The organism is Ferribacterium limneticum (assembly GCF_020510565.1).
GTDB lineage: Bacteria > Pseudomonadota > Gammaproteobacteria > Burkholderiales > Rhodocyclaceae > Azonexus > Azonexus limneticus_B.
Map to the genome: position 1 here is coordinate 1,496,806 of NZ_CP075189.1, position 14,313 is coordinate 1,511,118.

The window sequence follows — 14,313 nt, forward strand, 5'->3', positions numbered from 1 at the left end:
GAGAGTCCATGGCCGAGGTCATTTCTCGCAGCCGTAGCGCCATTTGGCGACCAGCAGGTAAAGCGTGCCGGCCATGAAATTGGCGATGAGCAGCCATTTGCCCGTGGCCACCAGTCCGGCGATCAGGTAGAGGGCCGGGGCGTGGGTTGCCGGCTCGGAAATCAACTGGAGGTGGAGCAGGTTTTCAATGGCATCGAGCCCTGCGGCGCCGGGCAAGGTCCAGCTGGAAAGGCGTCGGGTCGTTCGGTCGAGTTGCCGGAAAAGGCAGCCGTAGCGGGCGAGCAGGTAACCGAACAGGCCGTAGCTGGCGAGGACCGGGAAGTCGATGTGGAAATGGCGGCGGAAAAGGTCGACGCCATCCGGGCCCCACTGGTCGAGAATGGCTTTGAAGGATGTCTCATCAAAGGTGAATTGCAGCGCCGGAATGCCGGGCGTCAGTGGCGCTGAGTGGACGGCCATGGCGACGAAAAGGCCGAGCGCCAGCGCGCCGGACAGCCAGAGCAGCAGGGTGGCGATTTGCCGCGTCAAATTACGCCACCCGCTTTTTTCGTTTCCACCACAGGAAACCTTCAACGCCGGCAAAGAGCGCCAGCAGGCTGACGATGACGCCACGTGCCAGTTCGAGCTGGTTGTCGGCATTCGGGGCCAGGGTGCCGATGGCGTATTTGGTGGCGATCACGACGACGACGACAAAAATCGCGGCGCGCAGTGCCAACAGTCGCCAGGCATAGGGACGGCCGATGGCATCGGCGAGACGGCCGGCATCGGCTGTCCACGCCTCATCGCGCAGGTTGATGGCCTGACGATTGACCAGGGCGCGCAGGTCGTCGGGCAAGGATGCCGCACTCGGCAGCTCGGCGCCCTGGAGCAAAACCGGGATGACCCGCTTGCCGAGTTTTAGCGCGGTGGCGATCTCGATGCGGACGAAGTCGGGCTCGGGCTTGTTGAGTCGGCTGTTCAGTTCGGCCAGCCATTTCTTGCCGATTAGGACGACGGCCACTTCGGTCCCGGCCAGCTCGCGCTGCAAAAATACGGCGAAATCCTCGCCGGCCGGAATATCGTCGGCATCGCGAAAGACGCAGGCAGCACCGAGCAGGTTTTCCAGCGAATCGGCCAGCCGCCCGGCCTCACCCGTCGTGTCGCTGCGCCGGTAGCTGATGAAGACCGGATTAGCCATGAAAGCCTCGCGCCGCGCCGGGTTTCACAGGATGCTCAAGGGTTCCCAGATGCCCCCCTTGTCGAGATGCGTTTCACCCGACACTGCACTGGGCAGCAGGGTTTTCGCCGGGCCGGACTTGCCCTTTTTGAACTCGTAAATCAGGGCGCGGGCGCGATAGTCGTCGCCATAGGGCAGGGCGCCAATCGATGCCGGTAGCGTGTGCGCCCCGCCACCGGCCCAGCCCTTGATCTTGTCGTCGCTCGGCGCCGTGGTGGACTGCACCCAAGGGGCGTCGGTGACGACGAAAACAATCGCCCGGTAATTGCCGGCCGGCGCCTTGGCCAAGGCCTTGATGAAGTTTGCCAGCGACAGATTGTTCACCGACGGCGTGCCGATCTTCCAGCGATCCGCCCCGGGCATCGGCGTGCCATCGGCCTTGATCTGCTCGAGCTGCGTCGCCAGCGCAAAACCACGCGGCACGGCGTAATAACTCCGCTGTTCGTAATGGGCCAGGCGCAGGGCCTTCTCGAACTTGTCGGCGACATTGGCCAGGCGGGTCGTCGAGCCGGTGCGCAGCCATTTGTCGGGAATCGACTCCTCGGCGGAAGCCTTGGGCGGCGGCCAGTCGAACTGCGGAATCGACGGCGCAGCGTCGCCTGTGACCTGATCTGGCGCCGGCTTCACCAGACTGCCGAAGCCGCCAGACCCGGTCTCGCGTGGAATTCCGCCGCCATTCGCAGCAGCCGGTCTGGGCGGCGGGGGCGGCAGCGTTACCGGCGCAGGCGCCGGGGCCGGTCTTGCTGCGGCGGCTGGTGGCGGGGGAGGAGGTGGCGCTGTTTCCACAGGTGTTTCGAGCGGGGCGCCGGATTTTCCGCAGGCATTCAGCCCGGCCAAGACCACAAGCGCAAAAAACAGCCGCCATGCATTGCGGCGCCCAAAAGCAGAGACGGAAAACAGATTGAGCATGGATGCCTCCTGCCGTCGAAAATCTGCCGGCGAAGCTGCCGGCCTTCATGGAGCGCTTCCCCCCGGAAAACGGAGGGCTGATCAGGAGCCTACGAAGTTTTAGCAGTGGATGCAAGCATGTTGTTGGCATGGCGGCGGAAGCTCGCGACAGTGCAGGATTTCGTTTTTGGCCAATATTTCCGGTTGACCGTGGGATTGCACTTTGCGGTGAACGGGGGGCGATGAAACTCCCTCTGCCCCTTGATGCCCAGGGAATCAATCGACGTTGTCGACTGCCCGCATCGGGAGGTATCCGCCCCGTTGCAACACGCCTTCGATGGCGGCAGCCGTGGTCGGGCGGCCAAAGTGGTAGCCCTGCATCAGGCGGCAGCCGTGGTCGAGCAGGAAGTCGGCTTGGGGGCGTTCCTCGACGCCTTCGGCAATGACTTCCTTTTGCAGACTGTCGGCGATGGCGATGATGGCCCGGACGATGGCGACGTCGTCGGTGTCGCCCGGCAGTTCGCGGACGAAGGACTGGTCGATCTTGATGCGGTCGAAGGGCAGGCGCTTGAGGTAGGCGAGGCTGGAGTAGCCGGTGCCGAAATCGTCGATCGACAACTTGATGCCCAGGGCGCTCAGTTCGTCGAGCACGGCGACGATGCGGTCGGTGTCGTGGATGAAGGCGCTTTCGGTGACTTCCAGCTCGAGCCAGCAGGGCTCCAGACCGGTTTCGGCGAGGATGGCGATGATGCGTTGGGCGAGGTTGGCCTGGCGTAACTGAACGGCGGACAGGTTGACCGCCATGACCACGGGCGGCAGGCCCTGCTCCTGCCATTGGCGGTTTTGCCGACAGGCTTCGCGCAGTACCCAGTCGCCGATCTGGTTGATCAGGTTGCTTTCCTCGGCGATGGGGATGAAGCGCGAAGGAGGGATATTGCCTTTTTCCGGGTGGTTCCAGCGGACCAGCGCTTCGAGTCCGATCAGCCGGCCGCTTTGGGCGTCGACCTGCGGCTGGTAATTGAGGTAGATGTCCTGGCCGCGCTGCGCCCGGCGCAGGCAGTTTTCCAGCATCACCCGTTCGGAGATGCGGGTGTTCATCTCGGGCATGAAGAAACGGTAGGCATTGCCACCGGCGGCCTTGGCCTGGTACATCGCCGTGTCGGCGTTCTTGAGCAGGCTGCCGATGTCCTGGCCATCCTCCGGGTAGGTGCTGATGCCGATGCTGGCGCCGACGCGCAATTCGTGCCCGGCCACCATGAAGGGCTCGCCCAGTGCGTCGATCAGTCGCTGGGCGATGCTGGCCAGACGCGAGGGCGAGCCATAGCCCTGGATCAGGATGGCGAATTCGTCGCCGCCCTGCCGGCTCACCGTGTCGCGCGCATCGAGGCTGCTGCGCAGGCGCTGGGCCGCCTCGCGCAGCAACTGGTCGCCGATCTCGTGGCCGAGCGTGTCGTTCACGTTCTTGAAATGGTCGAGGTCGAGGAACATCAGGGCGACCTCGGCCTGGGTGCCGAAAGTCAGGGCCAGTGCCTGCGACATCAGATCGGCCAGCATGCCGCGATTGGGGAGCTGGGTCAGCTGGTCATGTTCGGCCAGGTAGCGGATGCGCTCCTGGTCTTCGTGCAGTTGCGTGATGTCGCGGGCGACGCCGGCGACACCGGCCAGTTCGCCGCGTTCGTCGAGGACCGGGGTGGAGATGAACTCGAAATGACGGGTCTCGCCGTCGGCCAGTTGCTGGGTATCGGTCCGCCGCTGTTGCCGTTGTTCGGTCAGCGCCAGGGCGTCCTGCCGGGTCAGCGATTCGGCCGCTTCGGCCGGCCAGATGGCGGCTACCGTCTGCCCCGGCAGGGTGTCGGCCGGCTGGCCACAGGCCCGCGCGTAGGCGTCGTTGACGGCGATCAGGCGTTGCGCGCGGTCGCTCAGCCAGGCCGGGTCGGGCAGGCTGTCGAGGAGGGCGCGGGTTTGCCGCGTGGTGTTCTCGTAGGCCCGGGTCATGTCTTGTGCCAGCACCCGCGCCCGGTCGTAGGTGCGCAGCCAGACGACGATCCAGCCGGCGAGAACGAAGGCCAGCAAAAGAATGCTGAGGACTGACCACATGACTTGCTGGTACCAGTTGGCCAGATAGTCGCTCGGTGCGTGGCCAACCACCACGTACAACGGGTAGTGGCCGACCTGACGAGCGACATAGAGGCGCTCGATGCCGTCAACCGACGAGCGATGGGTGAAATTGCCATACGCCAGCTTGTTGGCGATCTGGGTTGTCAGCGGGGTGTTTTCGAGGACGGTACCCTGGCGTTCGGGGGCGGCCGGGTAACGGGCGATCAGCCGGCGTTCGCGGTCGATCAAAGCGATGCTCTGGCCGGCACCGAGCTTGAGGCTGGTGAAGAATTCCTGGAAATGATCGGCACGTACCGCTGCCTGGACGAGGCCGGCGAATTGGCCTTGCCGGTCGTCGAGGCGGCGGCTCAGCGTGATCACCCAGTTGCTGGTGATCTTGGCAAACAGCGGCTCGGAGACGACCAGGGCGCGAGCACCGTCGCGATTGCGCCGGAAGTAGTCGCGGTCGCGAATATGGACGCTGGCGATCTTGCCCGAGGCGTCATGCGTGAAGTTGCCATCGGCGTTGGCCACGCGCAGGCTTTGCGATTCGCTGGCGATCAGTGCCAGATAGCTGGCCAGCGCGGTGTTGATCGCGGCAGCGTCGCCCGATTCGCCGGCCAGCGTGGTGTTCAGGCGCAACTGGCTGGCCAGCAGCACGGTGTCGATCTTGTCCACAGTGTTGTGGGCGTGTGCCTCCAGTACGCGCGCCAGATTGTCGAGGTTGCGCAGGGCAAACTCGTTTTCGCGGTCGAGCGAGACTTTCAGGCCGCCGACAATGAGCCCGATATAGGTCAGCAGGGCAAGGAGCCCCAAGGCCATCAGGACATTGCGACGTTCGCCGGGGGGCGCCGAGGACGGTCGGAGCAACTGCCTGAGGGATGACATCATGAGGGCGCGGGCCGGGGCGAGTGTGAGCCGCCGAATTATTGCCCGCGCAGAAACAGTTTGTCGAGATCGTTGAGTGACAGTTCCGTCCAGGTCGGTCGGCCGTGGTTGCATTGGCCGGCGCGTTCGGTCTCTTCCATCTGGCGAAGCAGGGCGTTCATTTCGGGGACGGTGAGCAGGCGGCGGGCGCGGACGGCGCCGTGGCAGGCCATGGTGGCGAGCAGTTCGTTGCGTCGGGCGGTGGCGAGCTGGGTGATGCCGTGTTCGCGCAGTTCGGCGATCAGCGATTTGGCCAGGGCGGCGGGGTCGCCGGATTGGAGCAGGGCGGGGACGGCACGCACGCCGAGTTGATTCGGGCCGAGCGGGGCGATCTGGAAGCCGAGATCGGCCAGCGCCTCGGCGTGTTCTTCGACGGCCGCGATGTCGAGCGGATCGGCCGAGAAGACGGCCGGGATGAGCAGCGCCTGCGTGGCGATCTGGCGGTTGTCAAAGGCGTTTTTGAGTTTTTCGTAGAGGATGCGCTCATGCGCCGCGTGCATGTCGATGAGGATCAGGCCGCGGGCGTTCTGGGCCAGGATGTAGATGCCGTGGAGCTGGGCGAGGGCGTAGCCGAGCGGCGGGCCGGCGCTGTCGGGCGGCGGGCTGTCAATGCCACGGTCAACCGGAAAATTGGGCTGAAATTGAAATGTCGTGGCCGGGCTGGCGGACGATGGCGTGACCTGTTGCGCGGCGCGGGCGAAGGCGAGGTAGGCGGCAGCTGCCGGTTCGGCGACGCCGAGGCTGCCTTGATGACGGAGTGGCGGGGCGTATTCGAAATTTGGCCGATTTTCCGGGTTGACCGTGGAAGTCTCGCGTTCGACCAGCGCCGGGGCGGCTTCGGCCTGAACGGGCGCGGCCAGCGTGCGCTGGATGGCGTGGAAGACGAACTGGTGCATGGCGCGCGAATCGCGGAAGCGGACTTCGGTCTTGGCCGGATGCACATTGACGTCGACCAGCGCCGGGTCGATGTTGACGAACAGGCAGACGGCTGGCTGGCGGCTGCCGTGCAGCACGTCGCGGTAGGCTTCGCGGAGGGCGTGGCTGATGATCTTGTCGCGCACGAAACGGCCGTTGACGAAGACGTACTGGCCGTCCTTGGCATCGGTGGCGCGCGTCGGGTCGATGGCGAAACCGACGATGGACAACGGTCCGGCGCCGGCATCGACAGCGCGGGCGGCGCCGAGGAAATCGTCGCCGAGGATGTCGGCAATGCGCCGCGGCGCATCGGCGGGGGCTAGCTGGAACAGGTTGCGGCCGTTGTGGGTCAGGCTGATCGCGACATCCGGCCGGGTCAGGGCCAAACGCCGTACGGCGTCGGCGCAGTGGGCAAATTCGGTGCTTTCCGACTTCAAAAACTTGCGGCGGGCCGGCGTGTTGAAATAGAGGTCGCGCATTTCGACGACGGTGCCGGCCATCAAGGCGGCCGGTTCGGGTTCCGCATCGGGCTCGCCTTTTAATTTCCAGGCATGCGCCGCACCGCGTTCGCGGCTGGTAATGCTCAGCCGGGCAACAGAAGCCACCGAAGCCAGCGCCTCGCCACGAAAGCCAAGCGTGCCGACGCGCTCAAGGTCGTCGAGGCTGGAAATCTTCGACGTGGCATGCCGGGTCAGCGCCAGCGCCAGTTCATCTTTCGCAATGCCGCAACCATCGTCCGTGATGCGGATCAGCTTGACGCCGCCTTCCTCCAGATGCACCTGGATCGCCTTGCTGCCGGCGTCGAGACTGTTTTCGAGGAGTTCCTTGAGGACGGAGGCGGGTCTTTCAACCACTTCGCCAGCGGCAATCTGGCTGATCAGCAGGTCGGGGAGGCGGGCAATAGTCGGCATCGGCGCATTATAATGCGCCGTCATTCAAACCCCGGCGCCCCGCATGGAACTCCTGACCCAATTCATCGAAATCGTCCTCCATCTCGACAAGCATCTGGCCATCATGGTTCAGCAGTACGGCTTGTGGATTTACGGCATCCTGTTCTTCATCATTTTCTCGGAGACTGGTTTTGTCGTATTGCCCTTTCTGCCGGGCGATTCGCTGCTTTTCGTGGCCGGTGCGCTGGCCGCCATCGGCGAGGGGGGCATGGATATCTTTACGCTGATGGGTGTGCTGATTGCTGCGGCGGTGCTCGGCAACACGGTCAATTACCAGATCGGCCGCTTCCTTGGGCCCAAGGTTTTCCACTGGGAAAACTCGCGTTTCTTCAACCGCGACGCGCTGATCAAGACGCACGCCTTCTATGAAAAACATGGCGGCAAGACGTTGATCATTTCGCGCTTCCTGCCGCTGTTCCGCACCTTCGCGCCCTTTGTTGCCGGCATTGGCTCGATGACCTACGCCCGTTTCACGCTATTCAACCTGATCGGCGCCGTTGGCTGGGTCGTTTCGCTGTGTCTGGCCGGCTACTGGCTGGGCAACATGCCGTGGGTCAAGGCCAATCTGTCGGTCATCATCATCGGCATCATCATTTCCTCGCTCATTCCCATCGGCTGGGGCTACCTCAAGAGCAAGGAAGCCTGATGCGCTGGCTGGCCGTCATCCTTGTGCTGGTGCTGGCGGCCTGTACGACGAAGATGGACAAGGCCGGCCGGACGGAATCCACGGTCGACCCGAAATATCTGCTCAAATCGGAAGTCGACCGCATCGCCGACACCAATCGTGCCGAGGTGGTCACTGGCCTGCTGCTGATCGCCGACAAGCTCTACAAGCGCAATCCGAAGGAATGGAAGAAGAGTGGCGCCGTGAGTCGTGAAGCGGCAGTCGAGCGCCTGCGCCAACGCCAGTTCCGCAGCTGGCCGGAGTTCAGCGGTTTGCGCGAAGGCGCGGTGGCTTCGCTGGCCTTCACCGAGGTTTATGCCGGCGACCGCGTCATGGCGCTGATGTTCGGGCTGCTCGGCATGGTCGACGCTGCCTTCGAGCACAAGGACGAGTTCTACATCCTCGACAGCCTCAACGAAATGAAGCTCTACAACAGCGCCCGCAACATGGATATCGCCATCTGGAAGCTCGGCCACGACCGCAACGCGGCCGGCGAGCTCTTCCTGCTCTCGAACGAGCTCGACCCGGCCAACCGCAACCTGTCGTACGAGCGCGAATTCGGCCGCGTCATGGGCCTGCTCGATTTCATGGCCAAGGTCGTTGCCGACCGCAATGGCCGCACTTTTTCCCGGCTGAGCCAGTCCGTGGCCAGCGCCATCTTTTTACCCGTGAGTTTTTTGAAATGAAGAGAATCGTCATCCTGATTTCCGGTCGTGGCAGCAACATGGAGGCGTTGATCGCCGCCCGCGACGCCGGAACGCTGCCCGTTAACATCGTCGCCGTGATCAGCAACCGGGTCGAGGCCGAGGGCCTGGAAACCGCGGCAAAATCGGGCATCACGACGCACTTCATCAATCACAAGGCCTTTGCCGGGCGCGAGGCTTTCGATAGCCGGCTGGCCGAATGCATCGACGAATTCGAGCCGGATCTCGTCGTCCTTGCCGGTTTCATGCGCATTTTGTCCGACAGCTTCGTGCGTCATTACGAAGGCCGGCTCATCAACATCCACCCCTCGCTGCTACCGTCCTTCCCCGGCCTGCACACGCACCAGCGGGCGCTTGACGAAGGCGTGCGCATCCACGGCTGCACCGTGCATTTCGTCACGCCGGCTCTTGATCACGGCCCGGTCATCATCCAGGCCGCCGTGCCGGTGCTCGATGGCGACGACGAGGCCAGCCTGTCGGCCCGCGTCCTGCGCCAAGAACACATTGTTTACCCGCAAGCCGTGCGCTGGTTTGTCGAAGACAAATTGACGCTGGAAAACGGTCGCGTCCGGATCGCCGCCGAACTGGCCGAACCGCCTGTGCTGATCTCTCCCGAAATCCGCTGACTGGTTGTGCCGCTCGCCCTCGTCATCGCGCTCGCCGCTTCGCTCGGCATTCATGCCGCAGCGCTGTTCGGCACCGATGTCGAGATTTTCGGCGGGGTGGATGAGCCGGTTCCCCTGCGCGCCGAGTTGCAGCCGCCACCGCCGCCGGCGGCCGAACAGAAACCAGTCGTCAAACCCCGCCCGAAACCGGCCAAGCCAGCCCCTCTGGCCACCGCCAAGCCGTCGCCATCGGTCGAAACCGTGGCCCCGGCGGCGGAAACCAAGCCTTCCGAATTTGCCCCGAATTTGCCGTCGACCGTGGCAAAGCCGGCGCCGGAGCCGGCCAGGCCCCTGCTGCCGGCCAAAGGCCGCATGCGTTTCGTCATCTTCTACGGCACCCAGGGTTTTCAGATCGGCCGCGCCGAACACAGTTGGGAATTCACCGAGGACGGCCGTTACCGGCTGACCGGCATGACCGAAACCATCGGCCTGGTCGCCCTCTTCAAGCCGCTCGTCTTCGAGAACGAAAGCAGCGGTAGGCTCGTTGCTGGCGGCCTGCAACCCGAAACCTACCGGACGCGCAAGAATGGTAAGGACGCCAACGAAAACGCCGATTTCGACTGGTCGACCGCCGAAGTCCGCCTGTCGCGCAGCGGCGCCGTGCAGCCGATAACCACCGGTGCCCTGGACATCCTGTCGCTCAACTACCAGCTTGCCTACCTGCGCCAGCCGGAAGGCGGCACGACGGTCGGCGTCGTCACCGGCAAGAAATACGACCGTTTCGCCCTCGATTCACTGGGCGAAGAGGAAATCGACATCCCGGCCGGCCATTTCCGCACCCTGCATCTGCGCGCCATGGGTGATACGGTGACCGAAATCTGGATTGCCCTCGACCGTCACCGCCTACCGGTTAAAATTCGCTACACCGATAAAAAAGGCGACATTTTCGAGCAAGTCGCGACTGAAATAGGATCACCATGAAAGCCCGCTTCACACCCGCCCTGTTTGCCCACGCCGAAGCCGTTCTCGGCCTGCTGCTGCGCTTCGATTATCCGGCCGACGCTGTCGTTTCGCGCTATTTCCGCGAGCATCGTGAGCTCGGCCATGCCGACCGCGCTTTCGTCGCCGAAACGGTGTTTGCCGTCCTGCGTCGCGGTCGTAGCCTCGAAGCGCGTTGCGCCGGCAAGCTCTCTGACCGTCGCCGCCTGCTCGCTGCATTGGCCGTGACGCGCGGCTGGAGCCAGCGCGAACTGGCCCCTGTCCTCAAGGCCAGCGAAGAAGAATGGCTGGCCGCCGCCAAGGCCATGCCGGAAGCCGACTTTCCGCCGTCCGTCCGCTGCGACCTGCCGGACTGGCTGTACAACCGTCTCGAAGCCCAGTTCGGCGCCGACGAAACGCTGGCCCTGGCCCACGGCCTCAACCAGCCGGCCCCGCTCGACCTGCGCGTCAATACGCTCAAAGCCAACCGCGAAGAAGTGCTGGCCAAGCTGGCCGCCGACGACATCGCCGCCATGCCCGGCCCGCTCTCGCCCATCGCCGTTCGCCTGCGCGACAAGCCGGCGCTGGCCAAACACCCGCTGTTCATCGAAGGTGCCGTCGAGGTCCAGGACGAAGGCAGCCAGCTGCTCGGCTTCCTGCTCGAGCCGAAGCGCGGCGAAATGGTCGTCGATTTCTGCGCCGGCGCCGGCGGCAAGACGCTGCTGCTCGGCGCCCTGATGCGCAATACCGGCCGGCTCTACGCTTACGACGTTTCCGACAAACGCCTGGCCAACCTCAAGCCACGGCTGGCCCGTTCCGGCCTGTCCAACGTCCATCCGGCCCGCATCGAGCACGAGCGCGACACCAAGATCAAGCGTCTGGCCGGCAAGGCTGACCGCGTGCTGGTCGATGCGCCGTGTTCCGGCCTCGGCACGCTGCGCCGCAACCCCGACCTGAAATGGCGTCAGGATGAGGCTTCGGTGGCCGAACTGACCGTCAAGCAATTGTCGATTCTCGAAGCGGCTTCGACCATGGTCCGCCCCGGCGGCCGTCTGGTTTATGCCACCTGCAGCCTGTTGACCGCAGAAAACGACGACATCGTCGCCGCGTTCCTGGCCAAGCATCCTGATTTCACGCTGGTTCCGGCCTCGGCCATTCTCGCCAAGCAAGGCATCGCCTTCGACGGTGACCTGCTGCGTCTGCTGCCCAACCAGCACAACACCGACGGCTTCTTTGCCGCGGCGCTGGAAAAGAAGGCATGATCCTTGAAACCTCAGTTGACCGCTCACCCATCCTTGACCGGCCGCATGAACACTGATTTTTGTGCCTTCGAAGTGATTAACCCATCGGGTGGCAACGCTACGCGGCCGCTGGCACGTCTGGCCGGGCGTCTGGCTTTGTCGCTTCTCCTTGCAGGCACGAGCCTGCAGCGTCGTCGCTTCGCGCCGGCCATCCCGTCCAAACGCGCCATCATCCGCGTCCAACCGAGGTTTCAAGGATGAGCGAGAAAAGCCAGGCCCTGCGCCTGATCAACGACCTCGTCGCGGATTTTCGCGATCCGGATTTCGTTTGGCAGGTGGTCGCGCTGGTCGCCTGCATCGGCCTCGCCGCGCTGATCGCCCACTGGTGGCGCGGCCGTCGTACCGAAGGCGAAGGGCGGCTGTCCGATGCCAGCTCCCGTCTGGCCTTCCCGCTCACCGGCATGGTGCTGACCGGCATCGCCATCGCCACGCTCGGTTCGCTCATTCACGTCAATCTGCTCAAGCTGGCCATGCCGCTGCTCGGCTCGATGGCGCTGGTGCGCAGCGTCATTTTCGTGCTCCGTCAGGCTTTCCCGCGGGCGACCTGGCTGACCGCTTGGGAACGCATCATCGCGGCCACCGTCTGGGGCTGGCTGGCGCTCTACATCACCGATCTGGCGCCCTTCGTCATCGAGGCCATGGAGTCGGTGGAGTTTCACATCGGCAAGCAGCACATCGATTTGTGGACCGTGCTGCGCGGCATTGCGACCATTTTCCTGACCGTCGTTTTCGCGCTGTGGATCGCCGGCGTCATTGAAGCCAGGCTGATGCGCGTCCAGACCATCGACGCCAACCTGCGCATCGTCGGAGTGCGCGTCGCCAAGGCCGGCCTGACCGTCATCGCCATCCTGGCCAGCCTGGGGCTGGTCGGCATCGACATGACGGCGCTCTCGGTATTCACCGGCGCGCTCGGCGTCGGTCTTGGTTTCGGCCTGCAGAAGATCGCCAGCAATTACGTTTCCGGCTTCATCATCCTGCTCGACCGCTCGATCCGCATCGGCAATGTCGTCCAGGTCGGCACCGATGCCGGCGAGGTGACGCAGATCACGACCCGCTACACCGTGCTCAAGAACCCGGGTGGCAGCGAGTTCATTGTGCCGAACGAAACGCTGATCAGCAGCACGGTGCAGAACCAGACCTATTCCAACGCCCAGTTGCGCCTGACGACCAGCGTTGGCGTCGCTTACGACAGCGATCTCGATCTGGCCGCCCGCCTGATGACCGAAGCCGCCGCCGCTCAGGAACGCGTCCTGGCCGACCCGCCGCCCAAAGTTTTCCTGACCCAGTTTGCCGACAGCAGCATCAACCTGGAACTCGGCTTCTGGATCGACGACCCCGAAAAAGGCAAGGGCAATGTCATCTCCGACATCAACTTCGCCATCTGGCGCGCCTTCAAGGAAAACGGCGTTTCCATTCCCTTCCCGCAGCGCGAAGTCCGCATCCTCAACGAAACGCAAGCGCCCGTCGCCAGCGCATGAAAAATGGCGCGGGGTGAGCGCGCCATTTCAATTTTGGTCAAAATTTCCGGTTGACCGTGGAAGTCTGGTTCCGGAACGAGAGGGCTAGCTGAGCAGCATCATTTGCCGCTCGTAGTTGCGCAACAGGCGTTCCTTCCGTTGCTGGTCGAAAGCCTTGCTGGCGTGGGCAATGCGCTGCCCGAGCTTGTCCAGTTTGAAAAACTTCTTGAGTTTGCGCTTCGTCTTTTCCATCGTCATGTCTCCGTTGGGGGGTGAGGACGAATTCACTTTATCGGGCGCGGCCAGCAGCGTCTGTGGTGGTCGTTTGCATAATTTGTAACCAATGCTGACGCCGTTCAGAACAGCGTCGTCGCCCGCACCCAGGCATCCGGCAGCACGCCCACCACCTGCGCTTCCAGCCATTTGTCGGCACCGGACAGGATGGCGATGCCGGTCAGCAGGATGATCACGCCGAAGGCCTTCTTGATCCCGTCGATGCGCTGCAACACCCAGCCGCGCGCTGCATTGAAGCCCTTGCGCGAAGCGTAGGCCACGGCGACCAGCGGAATCGCCGCACCAATGCCGAACAAGCCAAGAATCACCCCACCGCGCAGCGCACCGCCCTCGCTGGCAACCAGCGTCAGCGCCGAGGCGAGCAAGGGGCCGGAACACGGGCTCCAGACCAGACCGAGCACGCCGCCGAGGAGCAGGGCGCCGCCCAGCGAGCCGCCGTCGAGCTTGGCCGAAGCCGCATTGGCGCTCGACGCGATGGGCAGCATCCATTCGGTGAAACGGCGATTGAGCACCGGCACCAGCATGACGAGGCCGAAGGTGATCAACATCCAGGCGCCGAACAGCCGCACGCTGTCCGAATCGATGCCAAGCGCCGGGCCGAGGGCGCCGAGGACGATGCCGATCAGCGCAAACGAAATCGCCATGCCGGCGCCCATGGCCAGCGGCGCCAGCCGGTTGGCCTGCACGGCGCCGCCGAGGACCAGCGGCAGGATGGGGAAAACGCAGGGGGAGAGTGTCGTCAAACTGCCGGCGACCAGGCTCAGCCCGAGGTGGGCGAGGGGAATGTCCATGGCGCTTACTTCGCGCTATCAAGCACGGCGCGCAACGGCGCCGGGTCGGTCTCGCCGGCCAGTCGCCCGGTTTCCTTGCTGCCCTTGTAGACAATCACCGTCGATTGCGTGCGCACGCCAAGCTGGCGCTTGAGTTCGCGCTCCTTGTCGTAATTGACGATGAGCAGCGTGCCGGGCACCGCGGCATCGCCCTTCCAGCCGTTGAACACCTTTTCCTGGGCGCGGCAGGTCGGGCACCAGTCAGCGTGGAAATGCAGCGCCACCGCTTCGCCGGCCTTCTGTTTGGCGGCGAGGGTTTCCGGCGAGTAGGGCTGGATGTCGAGCGCGAAGGCGAGGCTGGCGGCGGCCGCCAGGGCGAGGCCGGCGAGAAGCTGGATGGTTTTCATGATTATTCTCCGTTGAGGTGGGGTAATCATTAGTCGCCGGGGTGGCGAAAAACTTACAGCTCAACGGGGAATGATTGAGGAGCGGGGAATACGTGCTGCTGGTTGCCGGGGCGCATCCGGGGTGAATTGCTCAAGGGTGC

The 14,313-nt window shown here is 64.1% G+C and carries 15 protein-coding genes; 7 read left to right on the top strand and 8 right to left on the bottom strand.

Annotated elements, in window-relative coordinates:
- Positions 1 to 18: 18 nt before the first annotated feature.
- The 5 genes from KI610_RS07190 to mutL form a co-directional block, all read right to left on the bottom strand.
- Complete coding sequence (locus tag KI610_RS07190) at positions 19 to 528, bottom strand: hypothetical protein (protein WP_226497976.1); 510 nt, start codon at positions 526 to 528, stop codon at positions 19 to 21.
- A gap of 1 nt (position 529) precedes the next feature.
- Positions 530 to 1,177, bottom strand: a complete 648-nt coding sequence (locus tag KI610_RS07195) for a toll/interleukin-1 receptor domain-containing protein (protein WP_226497977.1) — start codon at positions 1,175 to 1,177, stop codon at positions 530 to 532.
- 24 nt (positions 1,178 to 1,201) lie between these two features.
- Positions 1,202 to 2,125 carry a hypothetical protein gene (locus KI610_RS07200; RefSeq protein WP_226497978.1) on the bottom strand — a complete coding sequence of 308 codons (924 nt, stop codon included), beginning with the start codon at positions 2,123 to 2,125 and terminating at the stop codon, positions 1,202 to 1,204.
- A 255-nt stretch (positions 2,126 to 2,380) separates the two neighbouring features.
- Positions 2,381 to 5,023, bottom strand: coding sequence for a bifunctional diguanylate cyclase/phosphodiesterase (locus KI610_RS07205; RefSeq protein WP_226497979.1), 2,643 nt, complete (start codon positions 5,021 to 5,023; stop codon positions 2,381 to 2,383).
- Positions 5,024 to 5,127: 104 nt separating this feature from the next.
- Complete coding sequence (gene mutL, locus KI610_RS07210) at positions 5,128 to 6,978, bottom strand: DNA mismatch repair endonuclease MutL (protein ID WP_404827482.1); 1,851 nt, start codon at positions 6,976 to 6,978, stop codon at positions 5,128 to 5,130.
- Between the two features lie 19 nt (positions 6,979 to 6,997).
- Here mutL and KI610_RS07215 point away from each other — a divergent pair, with 19 nt between their 5' ends.
- Genes KI610_RS07215 through KI610_RS07245 form a run of 7 tightly spaced genes read left to right on the top strand, consistent with a single transcriptional unit; the run spans position 6,998 to position 12,723 of the window.
- Positions 6,998 to 7,639, top strand: coding sequence for a DedA family protein (locus tag KI610_RS07215; protein ID WP_226497980.1), 642 nt, complete (start codon positions 6,998 to 7,000; stop codon positions 7,637 to 7,639).
- Positions 7,639 to 8,343: a hypothetical protein gene (locus KI610_RS07220; RefSeq protein WP_226497981.1), complete on the top strand. Its 705-nt coding sequence runs from the start codon at positions 7,639 to 7,641 to the stop codon at positions 8,341 to 8,343. Before KI610_RS07215 ends, KI610_RS07220 begins: the two co-directional genes overlap by 1 nt.
- Positions 8,340 to 8,987 (top strand): phosphoribosylglycinamide formyltransferase, encoded by a 648-nt coding sequence (purN, locus tag KI610_RS07225; protein ID WP_226497982.1) that lies wholly within the window; start codon positions 8,340 to 8,342, stop codon positions 8,985 to 8,987. Before KI610_RS07220 ends, purN begins: the two co-directional genes overlap by 4 nt.
- A 6-nt stretch (positions 8,988 to 8,993) precedes the next feature.
- A complete protein-coding gene (locus KI610_RS07230; protein WP_226497983.1) occupies positions 8,994 to 9,947 on the top strand; it encodes a DUF3108 domain-containing protein in 954 nt (317 codons plus the stop codon).
- Positions 9,944 to 11,206, top strand: a complete 1,263-nt coding sequence (locus KI610_RS07235; protein WP_226497984.1) for an RsmB/NOP family class I SAM-dependent RNA methyltransferase — start codon at positions 9,944 to 9,946, stop codon at positions 11,204 to 11,206. Before KI610_RS07230 ends, KI610_RS07235 begins: the two co-directional genes overlap by 4 nt.
- Before the next feature lie 45 nt (positions 11,207 to 11,251).
- Complete coding sequence (locus KI610_RS07240) at positions 11,252 to 11,446, top strand: hypothetical protein (protein WP_226497985.1); 195 nt, start codon at positions 11,252 to 11,254, stop codon at positions 11,444 to 11,446.
- Positions 11,443 to 12,723: a mechanosensitive ion channel family protein gene (locus KI610_RS07245; RefSeq protein WP_226497986.1), complete on the top strand. Its 1,281-nt coding sequence runs from the start codon at positions 11,443 to 11,445 to the stop codon at positions 12,721 to 12,723. The genes KI610_RS07240 and KI610_RS07245 overlap by 4 nt, the downstream gene beginning before the upstream one ends.
- An 84-nt stretch (positions 12,724 to 12,807) precedes the next feature.
- On the opposite strand, the gene KI610_RS07250 is transcribed toward KI610_RS07245, so the two are convergent.
- The 3 genes from KI610_RS07250 to KI610_RS07260 form a co-directional block, all read right to left on the bottom strand.
- Positions 12,808 to 12,954, bottom strand: coding sequence for a hypothetical protein (locus KI610_RS07250; protein ID WP_226497987.1), 147 nt, complete (start codon positions 12,952 to 12,954; stop codon positions 12,808 to 12,810).
- A gap of 104 nt (positions 12,955 to 13,058) precedes the next feature.
- Positions 13,059 to 13,787, bottom strand: a complete 729-nt coding sequence (locus KI610_RS07255; protein WP_226497988.1) for a cytochrome c biogenesis CcdA family protein — start codon at positions 13,785 to 13,787, stop codon at positions 13,059 to 13,061.
- A gap of 5 nt (positions 13,788 to 13,792) precedes the next feature.
- Positions 13,793 to 14,173, bottom strand: a complete 381-nt coding sequence (locus KI610_RS07260) for a thioredoxin family protein (RefSeq protein ID WP_226497989.1) — start codon at positions 14,171 to 14,173, stop codon at positions 13,793 to 13,795.
- Between the last annotated feature and the right edge of the window lie 140 nt (positions 14,174 to 14,313).

Coding starts and splice junctions, on each gene's coding strand:
- KI610_RS07195 (WP_226497977.1), bottom strand. CDS start 1,177: ATGGCTAATCCGGTCTTCATCAGCTACCGGCGCAGCGACACGACGGGT.
- KI610_RS07200 (WP_226497978.1), bottom strand. CDS start 2,125: ATGCTCAATCTGTTTTCCGTCTCTGCTTTTGGGCGCCGCAATGCATGG.
- KI610_RS07205 (WP_226497979.1), bottom strand. CDS start 5,023: ATGGCCTTGGGGCTCCTTGCCCTGCTGACCTATATCGGGCTCATTGTC.
- mutL (WP_404827482.1), bottom strand. CDS start 6,978: ATGACGGCGCATTATAATGCGCCGATGCCGACTATTGCCCGCCTCCCC.
- KI610_RS07215 (WP_226497980.1), top strand. CDS start 6,998: ATGGAACTCCTGACCCAATTCATCGAAATCGTCCTCCATCTCGACAAG.
- KI610_RS07220 (WP_226497981.1), top strand. CDS start 7,639: ATGCGCTGGCTGGCCGTCATCCTTGTGCTGGTGCTGGCGGCCTGTACG.
- purN (WP_226497982.1), top strand. CDS start 8,340: ATGAAGAGAATCGTCATCCTGATTTCCGGTCGTGGCAGCAACATGGAG.
- KI610_RS07235 (WP_226497984.1), top strand. CDS start 9,944: ATGAAAGCCCGCTTCACACCCGCCCTGTTTGCCCACGCCGAAGCCGTT.
- KI610_RS07240 (WP_226497985.1), top strand. CDS start 11,252: ATGAACACTGATTTTTGTGCCTTCGAAGTGATTAACCCATCGGGTGGC.
- KI610_RS07245 (WP_226497986.1), top strand. CDS start 11,443: ATGAGCGAGAAAAGCCAGGCCCTGCGCCTGATCAACGACCTCGTCGCG.
- KI610_RS07250 (WP_226497987.1), bottom strand. CDS start 12,954: ATGGAAAAGACGAAGCGCAAACTCAAGAAGTTTTTCAAACTGGACAAG.
- KI610_RS07255 (WP_226497988.1), bottom strand. CDS start 13,787: ATGGACATTCCCCTCGCCCACCTCGGGCTGAGCCTGGTCGCCGGCAGT.
- KI610_RS07260 (WP_226497989.1), bottom strand. CDS start 14,173: ATGAAAACCATCCAGCTTCTCGCCGGCCTCGCCCTGGCGGCCGCCGCC.